We start from the raw sequence: 23038 nt of genomic DNA, 5'->3' as shown, positions 1-23038 counted from the left end.
GGCTTGACCGCCAGTGCCGTGCTTTCTTTGTTCACAGGTTGATCAACTTACTCATCTGACAGACATCCAGATATTCGCCGTTGTCCTTGACCCCGTATTCGAGAATCGCTTCCAGTTTGAATCCCAGTGTTTCATATAATTTACGCGCCCGCGTGTTCCGACGTTGCACCTGCAGCTGCAAACGCTTGAGCACATCAGAGGATTCAGCCCACTCCAGCAATTCGGTCATCATCATCCGTCCCAGTCCCATTCCCCAGAAAGGCTGGTCGATGACAATCCCGATATCTCCGATATGCCTGATTTTAGGTTTAGAGGAGCCGGATATCGAAGCGATACCGATAATTTGTCCATTGACTACAGCTACGATTACTGAATTATTTTCGGACGCATATATCTTGTCGAGCTCTTTTGCCTCTTCTGCCACACTCAAAGAAAACCCTTCATCTCCTTGCGTCATAAATCCGGTCTGAGTCGCCGTTCGGTTGATCAGATTGATTACACCCTCTGCATCAGAAGGCACTGCTTCTCTTATGATACAGTCCATTTCTTCATTTATAGTCATATTCCAACCGCTCCATAATTTTCTTGTACTTTTCACCAACAGCCGTCACCGTTATTTCTCTTTCCGTGAGTGCTTCAGAAGCTTTCAATTCTACATAAAGGTAGTCCTCCGGGAGATCTTCCTGCATGAACTTCCCCCACTCAACAACCGTTACCCCTTGACCAAAGAAGTACTCCTCCAGTCCCAAATCTTCATCTTCTGCATCTTCCATGCGGTAAAGATCCATATGGTAAAGCGGCAGTCTGCCGTCAGTATACTCCTTGATCAAGGTATACGTAGGACTTTTAACTGCCCGCCTGATTCCCAGACTTTCAGCCAGACCTTTGGTGAAGGTTGTTTTTCCTGCACCCAGCTGTCCTTCAAGTAGGACGGTCATGCCCCCTTCCAGCTGGTCACCCAAGTAGGCCGCCAGCTTTCTTGTTTCTTCTTCGTTTTTGGTGATCAGCTTCATAAAATACCCTCTTCGTTAAAAATATACTCTATCGTACCACATAATTCACTGTTTGGGCAGAAAAAATCAAGCTTAGCAGTCGCTCTTCACAATGCAACAAGCTGGCCTGTACAGGGTATGATACAAAAAAAGACCGGGATCTATTTCCCGGCCTTTCTTAATTATTCAGTTCCCGAGTGCATCTTTACCCAGGTAAGCCCAGAGCATCCAGATCACCTTGTCTACCTCTCGCTTCTGTTCAGTCAGTATATCGACGGTCACATCATCGCTGGCATCATCGAACAAGTCAATTCCCTCTCCCAGTTCGTCTCTATAGATTTCAAAATCAGATACTACCGCTTCGATCATGTCTTCGGGCTTCTTATTTTTATCTCCTGCAGACTCTTTTATTACTGAATGCTCGATAAATTCCTGAAGGGTAGAATAGGGTTCTCCACCCAGCTGAAGCAGCCTTTCAGCTGTTAGATCCATCTGAGCAGTCAGTTCATCATAATACTCTTCCAGCTTGACGTGAAGATCGAAGAAATTGGGTCCTTTAATGTACCAGTGAGCCTGGTGAAGCTTGATATATAAAAGCCCCTGTGTTGCGACCAGCTTGTTCAATGAAGCTGTGACGGATTCTGTTGCCATAAACAAAACGCCTCCCATTAAAGTTTCTTTCCGGATGTTTTTTATGTTGCCTTCATTGTATGATACTCTTCTCACAATCTCAACTGATACGCCTGCCTGTCAGCATCTACATACAGAGGTTTGCCCTAAAGTCAGCTTAGTCTTTTATTTGCCTCTTAATCAGACTGATTGCAGCAGCCACAACAAAAGAAGTCGGGTCAAGTGACCCGACTTCTCATAGCATTTACTCTACCTGATTGAATATGTTTCAACAGTCCTTTAAGGTGTAACGGTCAGAACACCACCAGGCAGTTCTGTCACCCGTCCGCCAAGGAAAGCAGTGGGATTCAGTTCATAGCGGCCCGGTTGAAGCGGCTGTCCATCAATCAGCATATCCCACATAAAGAAGTGGTCTCCTGCTGGTACATTATCAGACACAGCTGCTTCGGTCAGCAGTTCACCGGTATCAGCATTGCGGACACGCAAGGCAAACTGGTCGACATTTGTCGTCAGGCTGGCAATACCAATCAGCAAGTCCCCCAGCAATGAAAACTGGACATCATTCAGTAGCGGGAAGTCCGGCTCCTGAACAAACAGGATCGTCGGCATTTCATAGGTCCGGCTGCCGTCACTGATCGTGAAAGTTCCTTCATTATATCCGCTTTCCAGATTGGAGGCATTCACTTGAACATTGAAGTTGAACGAAGAAGTTTTACCTGCCGGCAGATTCAAATTATTGCTCGTACTGACTCGTACTCCTTCATTGCCTGTAAAGTCAACGGAATGACGCTTTCTAGAATCTGTCAGGTTGATCACATCAAAGCTTTGTCTGCGTACCTCTCTCCCGTTACTTTTTTCAAATACACCAAAGGAATGGCTACCTGGAAGGATCAGTGTCTCGGCCTGTATGGCCTGCAGAACACGTATGCTTCCGGCTCCCTGCGTATTGTGCGGGTAATAGTCCCCTTCTGGATCGGTCAAACGCTCAGCTGTATTCATTAAAGAGGCTTTGACAAAATCCACGCCCCAGTCCGGGTGAGCTTCCAGAATTAACGCAGCTGCTCCAGCCACGTGAGGAGCCGACATGCTGGTTCCCTGTTTGGCTGCATAGCCATACGTTCCTGTTGCTTCATTAAAAGGCATTGTACTGATGATATTGACGCCCGGTGCGATGACATCCGGCTTGATCATCCAGTTGTCCATGACAGGTCCTCTGGATGAGAAGTCTGCAACGGTCTCCCCCACTTCACGGCTAAAGGCAATATCAAAACTGACTTCATTGTTGCCCGCTTCCAGATCAGCCAGAAGCTGCTGCCCGTCATCGAGGCTGGTCATGATGGTCGGGAGGGCCATACCTGGAATTTCCGGCTGGCGCCCTGCCGCATTGTTGAACAGAATCACACCGGCTGCTCCAGCTGCTTTCGCATTCTCAGCTTTCTCTACAAATGGGAATGCTCCCCGCTGAATTAAAGCAATCTTGCCTTCAACGTCCACTTGAGATAGCTCCTCTGCACTCCCCAGTCCGGCATAGGCAAATTCAAACGTTTCCCCATTTAAAGCTAGCAGATCTTCTTCATTCGGAAAGCCCATAACTTCTGCCGATGAGAACTCAGCATCTGAGGCGGTATCGATTGCGGCCCTGAACACATTATACGGCAGCTGTGTTGCGCCTACAGAGATCGCTTCTCTAGATGTTCCCGGAGAACCGACAGTCCAGTTAAATGGACCGGAGTTTCCGTTTGACGTCACAGCGACTACACCTTCGCCCATAGCAGTATCCAAAGCAATCGATGTAGGGAAATCCGGATTGTTCAAACTGGCACCAAGAGACAGATTCATCACGTCGGCTCCATCTTCCACAGCTCGTTCGATCGCGGCAATCACATTGTCAGTCGTTCCGCTGCCCCCCGGCCCCAGTACACGATAAGCAAGCAGTGAGGCATCGGGGGCTACACCCTTGATTTCCCCGTTAGCGGCAATCGTACCTGCTACATGCGTGCCGTGCGTCGTGATATCGCTTGGATCATCAACATCTCCCAGTCGTGTTTCCTGAGGATCGTCATTCCCGTCAACAAAGTCCCAGCCAAGATAGTCTCCAAAAGCATGGGCCAGGTCGGGATGAGTATAGTCGACACCCGTATCGATTACGGCTACTGTAACCCCTTCACCCGTAAAACCAGCGTCCCAAGCTTTTCCGGATTCTATGTAAGGAGCCGTATCCAGCATTTCAAAACTGATTTCTGACGGATCGAAGGGTTCGATAGCCTCTACTTCATACTGCTGATTAGGAAAGACCGACTTGACACCGTCAATAGCCAGCAGTTTGCCCAGTTCATTTTCAGCCAGCTCAATGGAAAAGCCCGAAAACACCTGATCATACTCATGGTTCAATTCAGCCGTAGCACCGAACGCTTCCAGTTCTTCAAGGATACGTGCTCTTTCTCTAGCAAGAAGCTGTTCAGACTGAGAACGTCCCTTTTGCTTTGCCTGAAGCATAGCTTCTTCTTCAATCTCAACAATAACTGAGATGGCCTCATCAGAAAGCAGATCAGCATCCAAATGGAGCGTTGGTTCTGAAGGTTCGTCTTTCTCCCCATTTCCCTCTGCCACTACACTTGAAGCAGGCATGACAGCTGAAAGCCCCATCAGAACAGACATGGATGCCGTCAGTGCCTTGTACACCGGTTTTTTCATAAGCATTTCCTCCTATAATTTGTGCTTTAAGCGGACCCTAAAATTAGTTTACTCTAATCACCTCAACCGCTTTTCTCATTTTATATTAATAAACTTTAGCATATCTCCTATCCCTAGACAAGCACTTTTTAAGATTAATTTATCCATTTTAACAATTCCACAATTAATCCCATTCGAAAAAATAACCATTTATAAATCACTTCTAGCCTTTTGCCATCGGCCTTAGCAGAAATACAGCTCACACCGAAACAGTCAAATCTTTTCGACAGTTTCGGTTCAATCGGTTATACTTAAAAATGGAAACAAGGAGGAGAAACACATGACTCAAGTCAAAAAAATCATTACTGGAGCAATCCAGGAGAACTGCTATATTGTCTATTTTGAAGCCCAGGCACTGATTGTGGATCCCGGAAACGATGCCGAAAAAATCATTCAGACTGTCACTCACTTGAATGTCCAGCCTATGGCGATCCTTTTGACTCATGCTCATTTCGATCATATCGGCGCTCTGGATATGATCCGAAAAACATATCAGATCCCTGTCTATGTCAGTCCAGAAGAACAGGACTGGCTGGGCGACCCCGCTAAAAACCTTTCTAAAGGCGGAGTTGATCCAGTTACAGCTGAGCCTGCCGAACACCTGCTTGAAGTGGATCAAACTCTTGAAATCGGCCCTTTTGCTTGTCAGGTCCGCCCGACGCCCGGTCATTCCCCCGGGAGCGTAAGCTTTGTTTTTCCCGAAGGCGGCTTTGTCCTATCAGGCGATGCCCTGTTCAAAGGAAGCGTCGGCAGGACCGACCTGCCTGGCAGCGAACCGGAAAAGCTGATACCGGCAATCAAAGAAAATCTCTTCACCCTGCCAGACGAAACAGTCGTGCACCCGGGACACGGCATGCAGACGACTGTCGGCTACGAAAAAAAGTACAACCCTTATTTTAATCCCTACGCTTATTAGAAAGGAGGACTCCATCATGAAACGTATTTTACTTCTGCATACCGGAGGAACCATATCGATGAGCACGGACCAGCGGACGGGTGCGGTCAAGCCGAGCAGCGAGCATCCTCTGAATCAGTACAGTCATTTGTTTGAAGAAAATTTACAGATCATTGAAGAAGAAATTTTTCAGTTGCCCTCTCCCCATGTCACACCGTCGGACATGCTCCTTTTGCAACAGAGAATCACAAGGGCTGCAGAAGAGCACCTTTTCGACGGGGTCGTCATTACTCATGGAACAGACACGCTTGAAGAGACTGCTTATTTTCTGGACCTGACTCTTCACGTTCCTTTTCCTGTTGTGCTAACCGGGGCCATGCGCCCAGTTGACGAATTAGGATCTGACGGGGTACGCAACCTTCAAAATGCCATCTGGACTGCCCTGTCGTCTGATGCCCGAAATAAAGGGGTCCTCGTTGTTCTGAATGAAGAAATCCATACTGCCCGATATGTGACCAAGACCCATACCACTAATGTTGCCACATTCAGGACCCCGACTTTCGGACCAATCGGCATTGTCTCCAAGCACGAAGTTCGCTTTTTCCAGAAACTGGTATTCAGCGAAACTTATCCTGTCACCCAAATCAGCAGCAACGTCTGCCTGCTTAAAGCATACGCCGGGATGGATAACACTCTCTTTGATGCTCTAAGCAGATCAGATATCGATGGTCTAGTCATTGAAGCCCTGGGCGCCGGTAATATGCCGCCTGATACTCTTGACGGTATCAGACAGCTTACTCAACAAGGAATACCGATTGTCATCACTTCCCGGGCGTTTAACGGCATCGCCCAGGACATCTACGCCTATACTGGCGGCGGCAAACACCTGAAGGAACTGGGCCTTATTTTCGCCCCCGGTCTGACCGGACCCAAAGCCCGGATCAAGCTGATGGTCCTGCTGGAGCAGTCTATGACAGTTGACGAGATGAACAACCGATTTCAGCTGTGAGCATGCACAGTAGCCGCATTACTCATAGTGAAGTGCTGCTCCTTTTGATCCAGGATCTGACTGACATTCATTCTTGCACAAAAAGAGCATGCGACCCCTTTATCAGGTCGCATGCTCTTTTTTGTATAGACTACTATTTACAGTTTTATTTACTTGCCCAGATCCCACTTGTTGATGGTCACCGCTGCATTCCCCTCAAACAGAAAGCCTGGACGTTCCTGCTTTGGATAAACTCGGGTACTCAGAACATATTCCCCGTCGTTGAGGAAAATTTCAAGTGACGACGTATCCGCAATAACATGAATTTGTTTCAGATCCTTAATTTCAACCGACCGCTCTGACCGTCCATAACCGGAAGGCCCGTGCGACAAGGTAAACACCTGTTTGTCGTATGAGAGAACCGTGTCTTCTTTCAGATGTAAAGCAATCTGGTCCTTGACATCGTCCAGACTGAGCAGCAGCTCAAAGGTCTGCTGACTGTCTGTTTTCATCTCAAACTTCCCTTCGATAGTCACTGTTTTTTCTTGATGGTTGGAGCGGAGCATTTCATACTCTTTTAAAGGCCGCTGCTTTAGGATCCCCTGTTCTACAGATAGTTCCCGCGGAAGAGTCATGGCATGTTGCCATCCTCTGGCAACTGTCGGATTGCTGTACTCAGGGCTGGTATCTCCCAGTCCCATCCATCCCCAGAGAATACGTCTGCCGGACTCGTCTTCAAAAGTCTGCGGCGCATAGAAATCAAAGCCGCGGTCCAGTTCATAAAATTCCGATTCCGGAATGAACTGTGTCTGTTCCCAGTCAGTGCGACCCAAATAATAGCCGGCATTATGCGTATTTTCAAATTCATACTTGGTTGCTTTCAGACCTTGCGGAGAAAAAATCAGAACATCTTTTTCTTCCGTTTCAAAAAAGTCCGGACATTCCCACATGTACCCCATCTCTTTTTCACCTTCAGCGAATACACCTTTGTACTCCCACTTATAAAGATCAGGAGAAGTGTACAGCAGGATTTTTCCGCGGTGATTTAAAGCCCGAGCACCCAGGACCATATAAAACTGGCCGTTCTTTTCAAATATTTTCGGATCACGAATATGATCAGTGAAGCCCTCCGGGTAGTCTGCGTGAGGAATGATCACTTCCTCAAAATCTACACTAAACCCGTCTTTGCTGACGATGTGTACTGTATTCTGTTCACGTCCGCTGAAGGTGTAATCATGATCTCCAGGTTGCTTGACATTACCTGTATAGAAGAAATGGATCTCGTCATCTTTAACAAAGGCACTACCGGAATAAACGCCACTGCGGTTATAGGCCTTGTCTGGCGAAAGAAACAGTTCCTGCTCTTCGAAATGGACCATATCTGTAGAAGTTTTGTGTCCCCAATGAACCAGACCTCCATTAGGATCATCCGGTACATACTGATGATACAGATGGTAGACCCCCTTGAACTGGACTGCTCCGTTCGGGTCATTCATCCAGCCCGTGACTGGCATCTGGTGAAAGGCCAGTCTCCACGGGTCCTGTTCGATTTTTTCTTTAAGCTCGGACTGTACGTCAGCCAGCTTATCCCAATAGGCTTGATTTAGTTCACTCATCAGTATCCTCCTATTTATCTAAAGCTCTCGCGAATAGCTGCGCCTTGAACTCTTACTAAGGAAAAGCCAATGACAAACGCGATGATGATCACACTGATATATTGAACAAGCGCAATTGGATCGGTATACAAGAGCAGCCCCGGAACAAATGTAATACCCATACCAGTAGCTGATAAATTAAATAGATAGACTACAAATCCACCAATTCCACCAGCAATCATTCCTGATGCAAAAACACGCACAGCACGAAGATTTACACCAAACAATAGCGGCTCAGTTATTCCAAACAGTGTAGGAACAGCGGCACTTATGGCATTGGACTTTTTGACTTTGTCCTTGAAAAGGAAAGCTGCACCGATTGCTGCACCAAACTGACCTGCCATACTTACTGTAATCAAGGTTTGAATAACATTTTGTCCAGTATTATTCAGCAGTCCAATTTCCACAATACTTAGGGAGTGATGAAGGCCGGTAATTACAATCAACTGCTGAACAGCTCCAAATACGATGTATCCTATACCTAGGGGTGCTTCAAGCAAGACAGCTAAGCCGTTTATGACTGCCGATTCTGTAACTTGCAAAACGGGTCCGAGTGCAAACAGCATGACTGCTAGTGTAATTGTAATTGCCAAGAAAGGTGTAACAACCAGATCCATTACTTGAGGCACAAATTTTCTAAACCATTTTTCAAGTCTTGATATCATCCAACCAACAAGAATAGCTGGAATAATAGAGCCCTGGTAACCGACTATACCTATTCCAAAAATCCGGAGAGGTTCAGCATCTCCACCTGCCACTGCCCAAGCATTAGGCAACTGAGGTGCTACCATCATCAGTCCGACAACGATACCCAAAATAGGATTGCCACCAAATTTTTTGGTTGCACTGTAAGCAATTAGAACAGGTAAGAATGCAAAAGCAGTATCTGTCAGCATCTGGAATAGTGTCAGCGTATTTTCATCCATATTCACCCCGAGCTCTAGCAAAAGACCTCTTAGTCCCATCAGCAAACCAGTTGTAACAAGGGCAGGAATAATCGGTACTAATATATCAGCCAGAATTCTGACTAAGCGCTGAGCAGGATTCAGATTTTTATAGACATCATCTTTGAAATCGCCGGAGTCGCCACTTGAGGTCTCACCTATGATTTGTTCCATTTCACCATACACGGCATTCACTTTGCCTGTACCGAAAATAAACTGATGCTGTCCTGTATTGAAAAAGTACCCTCTTGATTCTGGTACATTTTCTGCTTTTTCCTTGTCCACTTTACTATCATCTTTTAGTATAATTCTCAGTCGTGTTGCACAATGTTCGAAATTCTTTATATTGTCTTTTCCACCGACTGCCTCGAATAGAGCATCTAAAGACTTTTGATACTTCATTGTTTGTCATCCTTTCTTTTAACCGTTTTCATTTTATACCTGCTCCTCTATTAGAACCGGTTCCCCTAAAGAATAACAGGAACCGGTTCTAATAGCAAGAAAAAAGTAAGCACTTTCTTTATTTTTTTTCAAATGGTTTAGTCGACTGATTAATGACCAGTTCATTAGGCATATCGATGACTTCCGGTACGGCTTCTCCACTGACCAGCTGCAATAGCTTCTCCACAGCTTCGTATCCCATCTGTCGGTAAGGATAACTGATCGTTGTAATGGTCGGAGAGACATAAGCTGTCGTTTCATAGCCCCCAAATCCAGACAGTGAAAAATCTTCCGGCACATCATAGCCCAGGTCCTTGGCTGCTTTCAGCACGGCAATCGCTATATTATCCGTTGCACAGACAATATAAGAGGCCTCTGTTTTAGGGATGAAGGTCAGCGCTTTCTGATAGGCTGCCGTCCGAGAAAAATCAGTTTCTACCGTTTCAATAATATTGCCCTTTACTGACCCGACAGTATCCAGAAACCCCTGTTTTCTGTCGACGCCCACCGCCTGATCACTTTCCGGAACGCCTACATAGAGAAAATGCCGGTGCCCCGATTCCAGTGCGTAGGTCCCCATTTTTTGTCCAGCCTCATAGTCCTGATGGATCATGCTGTTTATACCGGGAGCTTTCTGTCCGATAAAGAGAAAAGGCGTTTGCGTTTTCTGTACTGCCAGAACCTGGTCCTCGGTCACTTCTCGGGCAAACATAATCACTCCTTCCACTTTCTGTCTGGCAAGCATGCTGATATTTTCAAATTCCCGGTCTGTATCCTGGTCAGAATTGGTGATGACGAGTTGATAGCCGAGCATCCTGGCCCGCTCGTCGATTCCTTCCAGCACTTCATTCGTGGATGCCGAATTTAACCTGGGAATGATTACTCCCAGCATGTGCGTTTTCTGTGCTTTCAAACTGCGCGCAAAGGTGTTGGGTGTGTACCCTGTCTCGTCAATAATCTTCTCTATTTTACTGCGTGTTTCTGCACTCACTGACCCCTTATTCAGGTAACGCGAGACTGTACTTTTAGCTACACCTGCTTTTTTTGCAATGTCATTGATTGTGACCATTCAATGCTCCTCCTTATTCAACTTCTTCCATGTAAAACTGGCTTTGCAATGTACCGCAGCTTCAGACTTAATCTGATGGTCCGTAGCTGTCCCTCTTTCTTTTCGGCGCATCGACAGACTGTCAATGCTCTGGTGTTCGCTGACTTCTTTATCGAAGGCAATCACTCCCCAGCTAACTTCATGACTTTTTAAAAAATCGCTTGGCAGACTGTCTAGAAGCCAGCTGATGTAATGGGCATTATTGACATGTCCATTACCATCAATATCGAAATACCGGACGTCAAAAGTCCGTTGCTTGCAGTCATCAAAATCAGTCAATTCTTTCGGTTTATCACTTCTCCTGATTCGTCTGGAAGCAGTTGCCTGATAGGGAGAGACTATCTCATCCGTCAGCCGGACCATCTTTCTTGTAGATAAATCCATAAGAGCAAAGGTCGTGTCGACTGTCAGCAGTACCTTTCCTGATGAATCTTTGACAACAAATTCACGGTAGGTGAACAGTTTATTGTACTCCGAGGCACGTGTTTCTATGTTTATTGTTTCCTTCAAATTAGGCATCCTACTGACAGAAAATTCATAACGAAGAATGATCCAATTCACCCCTCTGGCTTTCAGATAAGACTCGTCCCTACTTAATTCTGAGGACTGCTCTTCAGACACTTCCAGCAGCAGATTAACCAGCATCGGAAGGGTCAGACTTCTACTCCGGTCGCACATGTAATGGGTAATGGTTTTCTCACTTTTATATACTAAACTCACGGTTTATATTCCTGCTCTCTTTATATACTATAATTGAATTATAAATTCTAAGCTGCTGAATTACAATTTTAATTGACTATCCGCTGGATCATGAGATGTTCACCTGCATAATAGCCTGCTGCTCCGTTACTTCAAAAAGAAAATAACTTCATCGCATACAATTGATTATATTCCATTGAAATAAAAATGGTATTTGTATTAGAATAGATTCCATAGTACAATAATTAATGGAGCCAAATTTTAATCTTACTAATGATTATCCCATTAGTTAGTCATTAGTAAGATTATTCTCAGCTCAATAATTATATAGGAGGAAAACCATTTATGAGTGAATCAAATGAACGCTCAAATAAAGGATTTTTAGGTATGATCGAACGTGTCGGAAATAAGCTTCCGCATCCTGTCATGATTTTTATCGCCCTGGCACTCTTCGTCATCCTGATATCCGAACTTGTCTTCCGCATGGGAGTCACTGTAAACTACTTTGATGCCAACGCTGGAGAGGACGTAACAATTGAAGCTATTTCTCTAATGAACAGCGAAGGGATCGCGCACATTTTCAATAGTGCCGTCTCTAACTTTACTGGCTTTGCACCGTTGGGTACTGTGCTGGTAGCCATGCTCGGAGTAGGAGTAGCTGAATGGACCGGTCTTATCTCGGTCTCACTGAAGAAACTGCTGAGCAACGTTCCTGCAAATCTGCTGACAGCTACTGTTGTCTTTGCCGGTATCCTGTCTAACATAGCTTCTGATGCAGGTTATGTTGTTGTTGTCCCCTTGGGGGCTATTATGTTCGCTGCAGCAGGCAGACACCCGATTGCCGGTCTCGCCGCTGCCTTCGCCGGAGTATCTGCCGGCTTCTCTGCCAACCTGATTTTTGGCCCGACCGATGCTTTGCTGGTCGGCATCACCAATGAAGCCCTGGCATCTGCAGGGATCAATTATGAAGTAGCCGTTACAGCTAACTGGTACTTCCTGATTGTTTCCACTTTTGTCCTGACTTTTGTTGGTGCGGTCGTCACCAAGCGCTTTGTTGAACCGCGTCTCGGTGAATACACTGGAAGCTACAAGCCAAGTGACGAGCCGATTACTGACCTGGAAAATAAAGGAATGCGTAATGCCCTAATTGCTTTAATCGTCTTCCTTGCTGTTATGGCTTTCCTGATGGTTCCCGAAAATGCACCATTTAGAGCGCTTGACGAAGCAACTGGAGCCATGACACTAAACAACTTCCTGTCACAGGGTCTGCTGTTCTTGATTTTCCTCCTCTTTGCCATCCCGGGTTACGTTTTTGGTAAAACAACAGGAAAAATTGAAACGTCACATGACTTTGTTAAGGGTATGACAGAATCCATGAGCTCCATGGGCGGCTACCTCGTGCTGGCTTTCTTTGCTGCTCAGTTCATCAACTATTTCTCATACACTAACCTTGGTTTCATCCTGGCTGTCAGCGGAGCTGAATTCCTGGATGCCATCGGTTTTGTGGGACTGCCATTGATTTTGGCTTTCATTATCGTGACAGCCTTCATCAACTTGTTTATGGGGTCAGCTTCAGCTAAATGGGCTATCATGGGGCCGGTATTCGCACCGATGCTTTATGAGGTCAACATTGCTCCTGAAATGACATTGATGGCTTACCGTATTGCGGATTCTTCATCCAACGTCATTTCACCACTGATGAGCTATTTCGCCATGATCCTTGTGTTTGCCCAGCGTTACGACAAGGACAGTGGAATCGGGACAATTATCTCTACCATGCTTGCATACACGATTGCCTTCCTGATTACCTGGTCACTGCTTTTAGTCGTATGGTATGTCTTAGGTCTGCCGTTAGGTCCTGGCGCACCCGTCATGCTTTAAACAAACACTTCAAGACATGCTTCCTAAAAAGGGAGCATGTCTTTTTCTTTATTATTTATTTTCAATCTTTTATGATAGGGATACAGAACGAAGCGGCCAGTAAACTTAACGCTAAGGAGGAATTCTATGATGTCAAGAAAAACCAAGCGCCGGCTACTTCAGCTTGTCGGCCTGCTGACTGGTCTGATATTTGGTCTAATCCGTCCGCAGCAGATCCAACAGATGTATCCGATTCTTGGTATCGGTGTCGGGATCGGCTATTTCATTTTGATCGGTATTGCGTCCGACAAAGAACGTTCATTGGATGATGTGTCCTGGTTCATCCCTGTCCAGATGCTGATGTATTTTGTCATTGGTGGAGCCGTCAGCTCTACTATTGTGCTGATGATCGAACTTTACACAAACTAAAAAAATCCTCTTTTCAAACGCAGCATTTTGAGATGCCGCCTGAAAAGAGGATTTTTCACTTCCTTTGTTTATATCTTACTGGACACGGGCCAGTGAGCCCATTGGGTCCCATGGCTCTAGCTCGGTTACTGGCTCATCCAATGCTTTGAGCCACTGTTCATCGATATACTTTCTTTTAACCGCCACTTGGTAATTGTATTCATCAAACCACTTGTCACTCATGGAGTAAATGCCTTTATCTCCACCTTTATCTCCCCAGCTGTTTTCGACCTTCCACTTTATCGGATTACCGTCAGCATCCAGGTCAACACCGACAAAAACCATGGCATGCGTGAGCAGGCTTTCTCCATAGTCGAGACGCTCAGCCTTTGAAAGATTCACCCCTTCACCCAGAACTGCTTCATAGTCGTAGGCCTGATCATCCATAATCCCGGCTTTCCGGTCAAGCATCTTACCCACATCACAGCCGAACCAAACGGGTTCGCCATCTTTAATGGACGCAATAGCTGCCTCTTTTAAAGCTTCGATTGGTGCATTGACATAGTTGATCGGCTTGCCTTCTTTGACTGTACCGAGGTATTTAACTGTGTAAGCTTTGCCGAAGGGCTTGTCTTCAGTTGGTGCATTGATTAGTGAGATCCGTTCCTCCAGATCCCAGTCCACATAAGTGTCAAAAAATTCCTGAGGGGTGATATCTGTCAGCCTATGGAAGTTATCCTGATTGTCACGGTAGGCATAAGAAAAAGTATCAGGCACTTCGCCTAGCGTTTTAGTCAATAGGCTGTAGACAAAGGCCAGATTTTCTTCTTTTTGTGCCGTAAGCTCTTCAGCAGATTTACCTGCAGCCTGACTCTGTCGCAGCCTGGCTGCAAACTCTCTCAACTTAGCTGTCAACAGCTGATTCAGCTCCCGCGTGTTAGACGAGTGGTAGGTTTCAGGCATGACTGATTTGGGAACAGCTCCGTACTTCTCTAAAAGACCCGTAAACATGTCCCATTGACCGCCATCCTGAATGGGATCAAACAGCAGATGCTGAACCAGTCTTGAGTTTAGGGGCAAGTCGGCCGTTTCTATAATATTTTCAAGAAAATAATTCGCCTTCTCCAGTTTATCCCAGAACAGCGTGTAGTTCTGAGAAAATTCGAACGTTTTAACATTCAACTTTTTCATTGTATCGACCCGGGCAGTATTTAGTGCTGCAAACATCCAGCAACGGCCGCTGGACTGCTGATTGGTAATTTCTCCTTTTTTAGTTTCATTCGAGAAAACAAAGGAATGGCGACGCATCAGATTGTTGTCTATTGCAGACTGATTCAGCCCAACTTTAGAAATGGCGTTTTTTACTGCATGGTTAGCTGGGTCGGCATCAAATGCGCGTTGAAACTGACTCAGCAGTTCTTTTGTTATATTCATCTTTTTCTCATCCTTTTCTTATTAATACAGATATCATACAGAAAATGACTAGCTATGACAAGCTGTCATTTCCAGTTCTCTATCTATAGTTGAACTCCTCTGGAAGACTTCAGGGCTTTTAGCTTTTTCTGCCTTCAAAGTTCCACAGCTCTGCTACTTCATGTTAAACTAAGAGATGGAAAGGAGATGGAAAAGATGAGTTACGGAAGTTACCGATATACTAAAGCGGAAGTTGATTTAGATAAAATTACCTTCAATTTTAAAAGTATGCAGAATCATATCTCAGCAGGAACTCAACTGATGGCTGTCATTAAAGCCGACGCCTACGGTCATGGTGCAGTCGAAGTTGCAAGACACCTGGAGAAGCAGGGCGTTGACTACCTGGCAGTAGCTGTCATGGATGAGGCAATAGAACTCAGATCGGCAGGTATAACTTGTCCGATTCTGCTGTTGAGCCCAATTGAACCGGATACAATTCCTACTGCAGTCCGTTGGGACATCACCCTTACAATTTTTTCGGAGAGAATCGCAGCAGCCGTTCAGGCTTTTGCTCGCATTACTAAAAAAACCGTCAAAGTTCATGTTAAAGTCGATACGGGAATGGGACGGATTGGTGCACGTACCGAAGAAGAAACTTTACGCCTATGTCAGCTTTTGAACGCTGACAACATTTTTTGTGAAGGTATTTTTACCCACTTTGCTGAAGCTGAAAACACAGCAGACCCTTCATTCACAAAAAAACAGTTCAAGGCCTTTATTGGAACGGTAGATTATCTTCAGGACAAAGGCTTCAATTTCAGTCTTCGTCACTGCAGCAATACAGCTGCAGCCATGCTTTATCCAGAATTCGATTTGGACATGATTCGGACAGGTATTTCTCTTTTTGGCTACCATCCTGATCCAGCTTTAAAGCAATTGCTCGATTTGAAACCGGCTCTGACGCTAACGACCCATGCTGCGATGATCAAGTCTGTCCCAGCTGGGCAAACAATTGGCTACGGCCGGACATATAAAACGGAAAAGGAAGAAACCATTGCTACCCTCTTGCTGGGTTACGCAGATGGCATTCCTAGAGAGCTTTCCAACCGCTGGTACCTGACCTCTAAAAAGCACAAAGCTTCTATTGTTGGACGAATTTGCATGGACCAGCTGATGGTTAATGTGACAGATATTCCCGATTTTTCCTATGAAGACGAGTTGGTCTTCATAGGCGATCCTGACAAGGGTCACCCCTCCATCTACACAATGGCGGATTTAACAGATAGTTTTCATTATGAGATTCTCTGTGGCATAGGAAAACGTATTCCCCGGGTGTATACTAAAGGGGAGGCTGTTAAAGCGAAACAAAATGTTCTTCTAGACCGATAATCTCCTCTTACCCTTCAAAATTTTTAAACAAAAAAGGATGGGACTAAGTCCCATCCTTTTTTAGATACGTACTTGAACGATTACTCGTCAGTGTCGTCCATATCATCATCCATCATGTCATCATCTTCCATGTCGTCTTCGTACATGTCGTCATCCATATCGTCGTCCATCATGCCGTCATCTTCCATACCGTCATCCATCATGCCGTCATCTTCGATTCCTTCGTCCATCGCTGGATCATCATTTGTATCTCCGGCATCTCCACAGGCTGCAAGCAGCATCCCTGCTGTCATAGTTAGTGCGGTAAGTTTAGCTAGTTTATTCATATTTGCTTTCTCTCCTTCAAATTAGTTTTAATTAGTTTAATCACATAAAATAATTGCGAAGACTATTCGTCTTCATCCATATCATCTAAGTCATCACCCATACCGTCGTCGTCCATGTCATCTTCATACATGTCGTCGCCCATACCATCATCTTCCATGCCGTCATCCATCATGCCGTCGTCTTCGATTCCTTCATCCATCGCTGGATCATCATTTGTATCTCCGGCATCTCCACAGGCTGCAAGCAGCATCCCTGCTGTCATAGTTAATGCGGTAAGTTTGGCTAGTTTATTCATTAAAACCTCTCCCTTATCCTATTTTAATATTTTTGATCGTGTCTGCTTCGCTGAAAGTTCAAGCAAAATTACTCGTTTGTAATGACCTGTTGTGTGTTCAGTTTGTCTCCTAATAGCTTTGAAAAAAGTTTATCAAAAGGAAACTCAATTGAAATTCTACACATTACGTCATCCACCGCTCTCCTTTACTGGCTAATCTTTTGCCTAAAGATAGACTACCAAATTAACAGTTAAGATAAAAGTAATAAGACTTGCACCTTTAAACGAACGAACAGATCAGGTATTTGGTGAACAAAATCGTTCAATTAATTGAACATTTTTTGTACACACGCTTTATACTTAATACCCTATCATGAATTGGGCTATATTCAAAAGATAAAGCATTTACAAAATAATACTATTTATTTACAAAGGTTTACTTCTGTCATTTACTTGATGTAATCTTAAACGCCACTAAACCTTTGTCAAAGCAGTGATTTATACGTTCTTTTATCGACTCATCTTTTAGTCCCTTCTACAAAGAATGGACACAGCCGTATAGATTTATAAGAAACACCTCTTTGGTACGTAAAGTGATCTGAGAAAGTAAGGTGTTTTGCTTTATCCAGATTATAGTCATGATAATATGTACTTCAGTTAAACGAATACAGCGGTCGATAGAGTACAGACATCCCTTCTTTTTCAAAAATCAATTCTGTACTATTTCTAATAATCCCACTTAATTCATTAAACAGACGGGTGATTAGGTGACTTTTATAGCATTTGAGTTTGATTGGTACGTCAGATCACTCCACTATGCAGCAACCCTCACAAAGACATTAAAAGAAGAGAGGTTGAGACCGCGGCCTCAACCTCTCTTAAATTATTTTTTATTCGATGATTTGAACATCGATGTTTCTTCTACCGAACTGGATTGCTTGGTCTAAGTCTTCGATGTGGATATCGATGCGGTTGCCAATAATGGCACCACCTGTGTCTCCGGCGATATACTCACCACGACCTGGTACATAAATGGTTGAACCAAGAGGAATAACATCAGGATCGACTGCAATGACTCTAGGATTTTCTCTCAAGTCAATACCAGAAAAAGTAATGTTCCCCAGTACTGGCTGATTACGGGAATAAGCTGTTGCTTCAACAGACATCCAGCGTCCTTCACTACTTGATGCTGAAGCTTCTGGAGCTGGCTCCTGAGCAGCGGCTTCTTCTTCCGCGGCTGCCTGAGCAGCAGCTTCTTCTTCCGCGGCTGCCTGAGCAGCAGCTTCCTCTTCTGCGGCTGCCTGAGCAGCAGCTTCTTCTTCCGCGGCTGCCTGAGCAGCAGCTTCTTCTTCCGCGGCTGCCTGAGCAGCGGCTTCTTCTTCCGCGGCTGCCTGAGCAGCAGCTTCTTCTTCCGCGGCTGCTTGAGCAGCGGCTTCTTCTTCAGCAGCTGCCTGAGCAGCGGCTTCTTCTTCCGCAGCTGCCTGAGCGTTAGCTTCTTCTTCAGCGGCTCTTTGCTCGAGCGCTGCTTGGGCTACAGCTTCTGCTTCAGCTACAGCCTGAGCAACCGCTTCTTCATTAGCCTGTTCTTCGTTAGGCTGTTCCTCTTCAGCGGCTGCTTCTTCCACTTCTGCAGGTGTCTCTGTTTCCACGACTTCGTCTCCAGAAACGTCGTAGCTGACTACTTCTTCATCACCATTTTGTACGGAAAGAATAGATAAGTCATTGCTTAAATGAAGGGTAGATCCTACATGAATCAGACTTCGATTCGCAATTTCATTGACTTTTACCAGTTTGTCCACTGAAATGTCAGTCGCTTCAGAAATTCCCCAAAGCGTGTCGCCCCATCTTAGCGTATATTTTAAGTGATCTCCGTCTTGGTCACTTTTCTGGTCCGCAATTTCATTTTCAATTTCAGATACCGTTCGCGGCTCCCAATTAGCACTATCGTACTGATTCGCGCTAGCTTCCATCTCATTGGCCATTAGTAAAAAGGCTGCTGCTGAGAAAGTGACTCCGGCTTTAATTAAATGATTCTTTTGTATAAACAAGTTTATACCCCTTTTCATTATCGTTGTCCATTTGGTTTCAACTATACTAAACTATTTATCCTAAGCCTTGCTTGGATAACTGTCAGTATCTTACCACGGACTTACAAAAAGAAAAGGGGTTTTAGATAACTGTTACCTTGTTTTATCACGTTTGTTATCTTTCTATTATATCCTTACAAAAAGATGTCAAAGCGCGCTTATATCTCATTTTCATGACAAGTATGGCAAATTATACGGTCAGCTGACTCCGGTCGTTGAAAAACTGCCGATATGCCAGGTAACTGGCGATAAAGCTGGCGATGCTGGTGACCCCAATAAGCATGAACATAACCACAATCTGGTAACGGATAGCTTCAGTCGGCTCAATTCCGGCAAAAATCAGGCCAGACATCATGCCCGGCAAACTAACCAGCCCTACCGTTTTCGTTCGGTCAATCGAGGGCGACATGCCTGTTTTAACACTTTCTCTGATGATGCTCATGGAAGCCTGTTTCTCATTAGCCCCCAGGGCAAGTTTTTCAAGCACTTGCTGTCGCTGGTCAGAAAATTTAGAATTAAGCGACTGAAAAGTCAGTCCTAAAGCAACCATTGCATTGCTGGCAATCATCCCCGTGATGGGCACAATCTGCGAGGGGACCCACTCTATGGCACCTGAGACTACTAGTATCCCAAGCGTAATCGCTGTTCCCAGTCCAATGGCGGTCATGGCAATCATAAAGGAACGGGGGATGCCTTCACTTCTCTTATGGGCATTGTAGCCGGCGTTAAAAACAATAAAGAGAACCATGGCCAGCGTTACCAGGACATTGTCCAGCCGGATAATGTAGCTGAGGACATATCCGATCAGAAACAGCTGGATCACTGCTCGCACACCGGCAATAAATATATCATTACCCAGATTCAGCTTTTCTTTATAGTCAATAAAGATGGCAATCATCAGAAGACCGGTTGACAAAATAAGTGAAAAGTTGTTGATTTCAAGGTTCGCATTCATACTGACTCCTCCAATTTACCGTCAATGATTCGCAGCACACGGTCTGCCTGACTGATTTCCCGTTCATCATGCGTAACAGATATCACAGTAATCTGGTCGTTGGCTTTTAGTTCTGCCAGCATGTCAAAGATAATTTCTTTATTATCTGAATCCAGAGAACTGGTTACTTCATCGAGCAGTAGAACATCAGGCTGAAAGATCAGATTGCGGACCAGAGCTACCCGTTGTTTTTCTCCCCCAGATAAATCATTGACAGCTTTATTTATATAAGACCGGTCCAGTTTAACGCGTTCAAGCATCTGCTCGCACCTTTTTTGGTCGAATGGTAGTTCCCTGATTTGAAAAGGAAATATAAGATTATCCTTTACTGTTTTGCCGAACAACGATGCATTTTGGAAGAAATAAGAAACGCTTTGCCGGTAAGCCAGCGGATCTGTTTCAGCGATGTTTTTTCCTTTAAACAGAATTCGTCCTTCAGTCGGCTTCTGGATACTCCCAATAATTTTAAGTAATGTACTTTTCCCTCCCCCGGAGGGTCCGGTGACAGTAACCCGCTCACCTTTTTTCACCTGAAAGCTGACTGCATCGAGTATGGTCGATTCATCGGCTTTGAACGTTACTTTCTCTATAGATAGCTGATACTCCTCGATGATAATCCGCTCCTTTTTATAATTCATATCATATGATAATAATTATAAACTAAAGATACAAAATAGCAATTGATTTAATCTGTAATCCACTCTTCCTCTGCTTCAGTTATCCGTTCAGCCTGAACTTCCTGCGCCAGATAGGAAAAACCCTCTCCCGTAACTTCCTGTACATGCGAAATAGTCATGAAGGCATTCGGATCAATTGCTTCAACAATACGTTTAATTGGCAGCACCTCACGTCGACTGATGATGATATAGAGAATGTCTTTCTTTTCCTTAGTATAATAGCCTCTTCCGTCCAGAATCGTAATCCCTCGGCCCAACTGATTCTCAATAGCCTCTGCAATATCCACGTGTTTTTTTGAAATAATAAAGAAAGATTTTCTTGGATTCAAACCTTCTAGAACAAAATCAATCACCTTACTTTGAATATACAGATTGATCAGTGTAAGAAAGGCATTTTCAGCACCGATAATAAAGGCACTCGGCAGAACAATAAAAACATCAATCATCAAGAGGCCTGTCGGTATATTGATGCCTAGGTACTTTTCCATCAGCTTAGCAATGATATCACTGCCTGCGGTTGTTCCGTGTCCTAGCATAATCAGCCCGATTCCTGCCCCCATAAATATTCCAGAACCAATTGGAGCCAGTAAGGTCGTTTCTGGGATAAAAGCATAGCCACTTACCGCAAGTAACATGACTGAGATAATACCGTTGGCAATCAAGGTATAGTAGAGTGTCCGCTTGTCCAGAAACTTGTAGCCGATGGCTAGAATAAAAATGTTCACAATAAATATTGTGTATGATGGAGGAATGTCAATCAGATAAAACAGGATCAGCGAGAATCCTGTTAGTCCCCCTTCTGCCAAATCATTGGGCAAGGTAAAGACATTGACACTTATTGCATATAGAACAGAACCAATAATAATCAACACTAAATTCTCTATTCTTTTTCTAGTCAGAATCATCTTTTTCATCATCTCCCTCCTTTAGCATAAACCAGCTGACCATCGACGTATGTTGAATGGACCGTAGTATCTTTGATGCAGTCGTGACTGACAGTAAAAATGTCACAGTCGAGTACACAAAAGTCAGCTAAAAATCCAGGCTTCAACCGGCCTTTCTTATGCTCGTCAAAGCTGGCGTAGGCCCCTTCATAAGTATAGGCATCAATGGCCTGAGCTACCGATACTGCCTGATCTGGCAAATAAGGCTTTGACAGCGGGGCTGTCAGCCTGTTTCTTGTGACGGCACACTGGATATTTTTAAAGGGATCAAATGACACAACCGGTGCGTCACTGCTGAATGACTGGTGAACACCTTTGTTGATCATGGATTTGAACAAATAAGACTGTCGAGCCCGCTCCTTTCCAACACGATCATCCAGAATCAGCAAGTCATCATCCAGAAAAATCGGCTGAACATAGGTCAGATATCCTCTTTCAGCTACATGGTCAATCAGTTCTTTGTCCGTGATTTGCATGTGATTGATGCCCAGTCTCAAGTCATTGGCCTGGTTGTTAAGAGCCGTGTCATAGGCATTGAGGATATAGTCGATTCCCCTGTCTCCAATACCGTGAGTGATAACCTGATATCCATGCTCAACCGCCTGCCTGACTTCTGCCGTGAGTTCCTCCTGAGATTTAGTCAGGACACCACTGGTCGTCGGGTCATCCGTGTAGGGAGCTCTCAGAGCTGCTGTCCGGGATCCGAGTGTTCCATCAATAAAGAACTTAATTGGCCCGATCTTATTCCAGTCCGACCCTGACTGAAAACGGTAGCCACTGGCAAGAAAAGCAGGTAAATATTTACCGTTATTGAACCAGATTTGCTGATAAAAACGCACAGTCAACTGTCCCTCTGCTTCCAGCTCTTCGTATAGCGACAAGGTTTCTTTACAGCGGTCGTCCTTGGCGTCATTAGTGTGCATCGATGTAATCCCATATTGATTGGCCAGCGCCATAGCATTCTTGAGAGCCGCTTTCTGTTCACTTCTGCTGGCTTCAGGAAGCTTGGCCTTGATAAGATCCAGTGCTCCTTCAGTCAAAACCCCTGTTGGTTGACCGCTGGAATCCTTATAAATTTCTCCCCCCGTTTCCGGGATTGTTGTTTCATTGATCTCAAAATATTTGAGTGCTGCTGAATTTAAACTCATCATGTGCCGATCAACTCTTACCAGTACAATGGGGACTTCTGTAGAAGCCCGGTCCAAGTCGTGACGGTCCGGTATTTTCTGTTTGTCAGTAAACAGGGTGTGATTCCAACCCTCTGAGTACAGAATATCTCCAGCAGTCAGCTGCCTGTCTTTTATGTATTCCTCGCAGCGCTTAACCAGTTCATTTAAAGCCGTCACTCCTGTAATTGGAAGCATCGACAAGTGCTCAGCTGTCATCAGAAAATGCAGGTGGGAATCAATCAGCCCCGGAAGGACAGTACGCCCCTCTAAATCAATGATTTCACTGTCTGCCACTGAATAGGAACATGCCGCTGACTCACCCGTCCATATGATTGTGTTGGCATCCACAATCATACTGTCAACAAACTGGCCTTCTTCTAAGTATATTTTGCCGTTTTTAAACCATTTCAT

21 protein-coding genes are annotated in these 23038 nt (G+C 44.9%); 5 read left to right on the top strand and 16 right to left on the bottom strand.

Annotated elements, in window-relative coordinates:
- Positions 1-31: 31 nt before the first annotated feature.
- The 4 genes from ADIAL_RS04350 to ADIAL_RS04335 all read right to left on the bottom strand — a co-directional run bounded on the left by ADIAL_RS04350 (position 32) and on the right by ADIAL_RS04335 (position 4316).
- Positions 32-562 carry a GNAT family N-acetyltransferase gene (locus tag ADIAL_RS04350; protein ID WP_034300537.1) on the bottom strand — a complete coding sequence of 177 codons (531 nt, stop codon included), beginning with the start codon at positions 560-562 and terminating at the stop codon, positions 32-34.
- Positions 549-1013: a tRNA (adenosine(37)-N6)-threonylcarbamoyltransferase complex ATPase subunit type 1 TsaE gene (gene tsaE, locus ADIAL_RS04345; protein WP_034300534.1), complete on the bottom strand. Its 465-nt coding sequence runs from the start codon at positions 1011-1013 to the stop codon at positions 549-551. The genes ADIAL_RS04350 and tsaE overlap by 14 nt, the downstream gene beginning before the upstream one ends.
- Positions 1014-1178: 165 nt before the next feature.
- On the bottom strand, positions 1179-1643 hold the full coding sequence (locus tag ADIAL_RS04340; RefSeq protein WP_034300531.1) for a Dps family protein: 465 nt from the start codon (positions 1641-1643) through the stop codon (positions 1179-1181).
- A gap of 258 nt (positions 1644-1901) precedes the next feature.
- Positions 1902-4316 (bottom strand): S8 family serine peptidase, encoded by a 2415-nt coding sequence (locus ADIAL_RS04335; RefSeq protein ID WP_034300528.1) that lies wholly within the window; start codon positions 4314-4316, stop codon positions 1902-1904.
- A gap of 319 nt (positions 4317-4635) precedes the next feature.
- Here ADIAL_RS04335 and ADIAL_RS04330 point away from each other — a divergent pair, with 319 nt between their 5' ends.
- Together ADIAL_RS04330 and ADIAL_RS04325 are read left to right on the top strand one after the other, a co-directional pair.
- The gene (locus ADIAL_RS04330; protein WP_034300525.1) at positions 4636-5271 is read left to right on the top strand and encodes an MBL fold metallo-hydrolase; all 636 of its coding nucleotides are present in this window, start codon (positions 4636-4638) and stop codon (positions 5269-5271) included.
- A gap of 16 nt (positions 5272-5287) precedes the next feature.
- The gene (locus ADIAL_RS04325) at positions 5288-6259 is read left to right on the top strand and encodes an asparaginase (protein ID WP_034300521.1); all 972 of its coding nucleotides are present in this window, start codon (positions 5288-5290) and stop codon (positions 6257-6259) included.
- Between the two features lie 149 nt (positions 6260-6408).
- Here ADIAL_RS04325 and ADIAL_RS04320 read toward each other — a convergent pair whose 3' ends face one another.
- The 4 genes from ADIAL_RS04320 to ADIAL_RS04305 all read right to left on the bottom strand — a co-directional run bounded on the left by ADIAL_RS04320 (position 6409) and on the right by ADIAL_RS04305 (position 11106).
- A complete protein-coding gene (locus tag ADIAL_RS04320) occupies positions 6409-7854 on the bottom strand; it encodes a glycoside hydrolase family 32 protein (RefSeq protein WP_034300518.1) in 1446 nt (481 codons plus the stop codon).
- Between the two features lie 14 nt (positions 7855-7868).
- Positions 7869-9239, bottom strand: a complete 1371-nt coding sequence (locus ADIAL_RS04315) for a PTS transporter subunit EIIC (protein WP_034300515.1) — start codon at positions 9237-9239, stop codon at positions 7869-7871.
- A gap of 118 nt (positions 9240-9357) precedes the next feature.
- Positions 9358-10347, bottom strand: coding sequence for a LacI family DNA-binding transcriptional regulator (locus ADIAL_RS04310; RefSeq protein WP_034300512.1), 990 nt, complete (start codon positions 10345-10347; stop codon positions 9358-9360).
- Entirely contained in the window at positions 10348-11106 is a 759-nt protein-coding gene (locus ADIAL_RS04305; protein ID WP_034300509.1) for an acyl-[acyl-carrier-protein] thioesterase, read from the bottom strand.
- A 324-nt stretch (positions 11107-11430) separates the two neighbouring features.
- Here ADIAL_RS04305 and ADIAL_RS04300 point away from each other — a divergent pair, with 324 nt between their 5' ends.
- Together ADIAL_RS04300 and ADIAL_RS04295 are read left to right on the top strand one after the other, a co-directional pair.
- Positions 11431-12966: an AbgT family transporter gene (locus ADIAL_RS04300; protein WP_034300506.1), complete on the top strand. Its 1536-nt coding sequence runs from the start codon at positions 11431-11433 to the stop codon at positions 12964-12966.
- A gap of 126 nt (positions 12967-13092) precedes the next feature.
- Positions 13093-13374, top strand: coding sequence for a hypothetical protein (locus ADIAL_RS04295; protein WP_034300504.1), 282 nt, complete (start codon positions 13093-13095; stop codon positions 13372-13374).
- A 75-nt stretch (positions 13375-13449) separates the two neighbouring features.
- Here the strand turns inward: ADIAL_RS04295 and ADIAL_RS04290 are convergent, their stop codons facing one another.
- Positions 13450-14787, bottom strand: a complete 1338-nt coding sequence (locus tag ADIAL_RS04290) for an aminopeptidase C (protein ID WP_034300502.1) — start codon at positions 14785-14787, stop codon at positions 13450-13452.
- A gap of 195 nt (positions 14788-14982) precedes the next feature.
- Between ADIAL_RS04290 and alr the strand changes: the two genes are divergently transcribed.
- Entirely contained in the window at positions 14983-16155 is a 1173-nt protein-coding gene (gene alr / locus ADIAL_RS04285; RefSeq protein ID WP_034300499.1) for an alanine racemase, read from the top strand.
- Between the two features lie 80 nt (positions 16156-16235).
- Here alr and ADIAL_RS04280 read toward each other — a convergent pair whose 3' ends face one another.
- From ADIAL_RS04280 to ADIAL_RS04250, 7 genes are all read right to left on the bottom strand, one after another.
- Entirely contained in the window at positions 16236-16481 is a 246-nt protein-coding gene (locus tag ADIAL_RS04280) for a hypothetical protein (RefSeq protein WP_034300496.1), read from the bottom strand.
- A 62-nt stretch (positions 16482-16543) separates the two neighbouring features.
- On the bottom strand, positions 16544-16777 hold the full coding sequence (locus ADIAL_RS04275; protein WP_034300494.1) for a hypothetical protein: 234 nt from the start codon (positions 16775-16777) through the stop codon (positions 16544-16546).
- Positions 16778-17646: 869 nt separating this feature from the next.
- Positions 17647-18804: a 3D domain-containing protein gene (locus ADIAL_RS04270; RefSeq protein ID WP_051503711.1), complete on the bottom strand. Its 1158-nt coding sequence runs from the start codon at positions 18802-18804 to the stop codon at positions 17647-17649.
- Positions 18805-19033: 229 nt separating this feature from the next.
- On the bottom strand, positions 19034-19798 hold the full coding sequence (locus ADIAL_RS04265) for an ABC transporter permease (protein ID WP_034300492.1): 765 nt from the start codon (positions 19796-19798) through the stop codon (positions 19034-19036).
- Positions 19795-20475, bottom strand: a complete 681-nt coding sequence (locus ADIAL_RS04260; protein ID WP_051503710.1) for an ABC transporter ATP-binding protein — start codon at positions 20473-20475, stop codon at positions 19795-19797. The genes ADIAL_RS04265 and ADIAL_RS04260 overlap by 4 nt, the downstream gene beginning before the upstream one ends.
- 47 nt (positions 20476-20522) lie before the next feature.
- Entirely contained in the window at positions 20523-21428 is a 906-nt protein-coding gene (locus ADIAL_RS04255) for a YitT family protein (RefSeq protein ID WP_051503709.1), read from the bottom strand.
- Complete coding sequence (locus ADIAL_RS04250; RefSeq protein ID WP_051503708.1) at positions 21428-23038, bottom strand: amidohydrolase; 1611 nt, start codon at positions 23036-23038, stop codon at positions 21428-21430. The genes ADIAL_RS04255 and ADIAL_RS04250 overlap by 1 nt, the downstream gene beginning before the upstream one ends.

The organism is Alkalibacterium sp. AK22, assembly GCF_000585255.1.
Lineage (GTDB): Bacteria > Bacillota > Bacilli > Lactobacillales > Carnobacteriaceae_A > Alkalibacterium.
The sequence above is the reverse complement of the archived record's forward strand: the minus strand, read 5'-3'. Positions and strand labels throughout refer to the sequence as shown.

Bases quoted from the DNA above. Each gene is read 5' to 3' on its own strand.
- ADIAL_RS04350 (WP_034300537.1), bottom strand. From the start codon at position 562: ATGACTATAAATGAAGAAATGGACTGTATCATAAGAGAAGCAGTGCCT.
- tsaE (WP_034300534.1), bottom strand. From the start codon at position 1,013: ATGAAGCTGATCACCAAAAACGAAGAAGAAACAAGAAAGCTGGCGGCC.
- ADIAL_RS04340 (WP_034300531.1), bottom strand. From the start codon at position 1,643: ATGGCAACAGAATCCGTCACAGCTTCATTGAACAAGCTGGTCGCAACA.
- ADIAL_RS04335 (WP_034300528.1), bottom strand. From the start codon at position 4,316: ATGAAAAAACCGGTGTACAAGGCACTGACGGCATCCATGTCTGTTCTG.
- ADIAL_RS04330 (WP_034300525.1), top strand. From the start codon at position 4,636: ATGACTCAAGTCAAAAAAATCATTACTGGAGCAATCCAGGAGAACTGC.
- ADIAL_RS04325 (WP_034300521.1), top strand. From the start codon at position 5,288: ATGAAACGTATTTTACTTCTGCATACCGGAGGAACCATATCGATGAGC.
- ADIAL_RS04320 (WP_034300518.1), bottom strand. From the start codon at position 7,854: ATGAGTGAACTAAATCAAGCCTATTGGGATAAGCTGGCTGACGTACAG.
- ADIAL_RS04315 (WP_034300515.1), bottom strand. From the start codon at position 9,239: ATGAAGTATCAAAAGTCTTTAGATGCTCTATTCGAGGCAGTCGGTGGA.
- ADIAL_RS04310 (WP_034300512.1), bottom strand. From the start codon at position 10,347: ATGGTCACAATCAATGACATTGCAAAAAAAGCAGGTGTAGCTAAAAGT.
- ADIAL_RS04300 (WP_034300506.1), top strand. From the start codon at position 11,431: ATGAGTGAATCAAATGAACGCTCAAATAAAGGATTTTTAGGTATGATC.
- ADIAL_RS04295 (WP_034300504.1), top strand. From the start codon at position 13,093: ATGATGTCAAGAAAAACCAAGCGCCGGCTACTTCAGCTTGTCGGCCTG.
- ADIAL_RS04290 (WP_034300502.1), bottom strand. From the start codon at position 14,787: ATGAATATAACAAAAGAACTGCTGAGTCAGTTTCAACGCGCATTTGAT.
- alr (WP_034300499.1), top strand. From the start codon at position 14,983: ATGAGTTACGGAAGTTACCGATATACTAAAGCGGAAGTTGATTTAGAT.
- ADIAL_RS04280 (WP_034300496.1), bottom strand. From the start codon at position 16,481: ATGAATAAACTAGCTAAACTTACCGCACTAACTATGACAGCAGGGATG.
- ADIAL_RS04275 (WP_034300494.1), bottom strand. From the start codon at position 16,777: ATGAATAAACTAGCCAAACTTACCGCATTAACTATGACAGCAGGGATG.
- ADIAL_RS04265 (WP_034300492.1), bottom strand. From the start codon at position 19,798: ATGAATGCGAACCTTGAAATCAACAACTTTTCACTTATTTTGTCAACC.
- ADIAL_RS04260 (WP_051503710.1), bottom strand. From the start codon at position 20,475: ATGAATTATAAAAAGGAGCGGATTATCATCGAGGAGTATCAGCTATCT.
- ADIAL_RS04255 (WP_051503709.1), bottom strand. From the start codon at position 21,428: ATGAAAAAGATGATTCTGACTAGAAAAAGAATAGAGAATTTAGTGTTG.
- ADIAL_RS04250 (WP_051503708.1), bottom strand. From the start codon at position 23,038: ATGAAATGGTTTAAAAACGGCAAAATATACTTAGAAGAAGGCCAGTTT.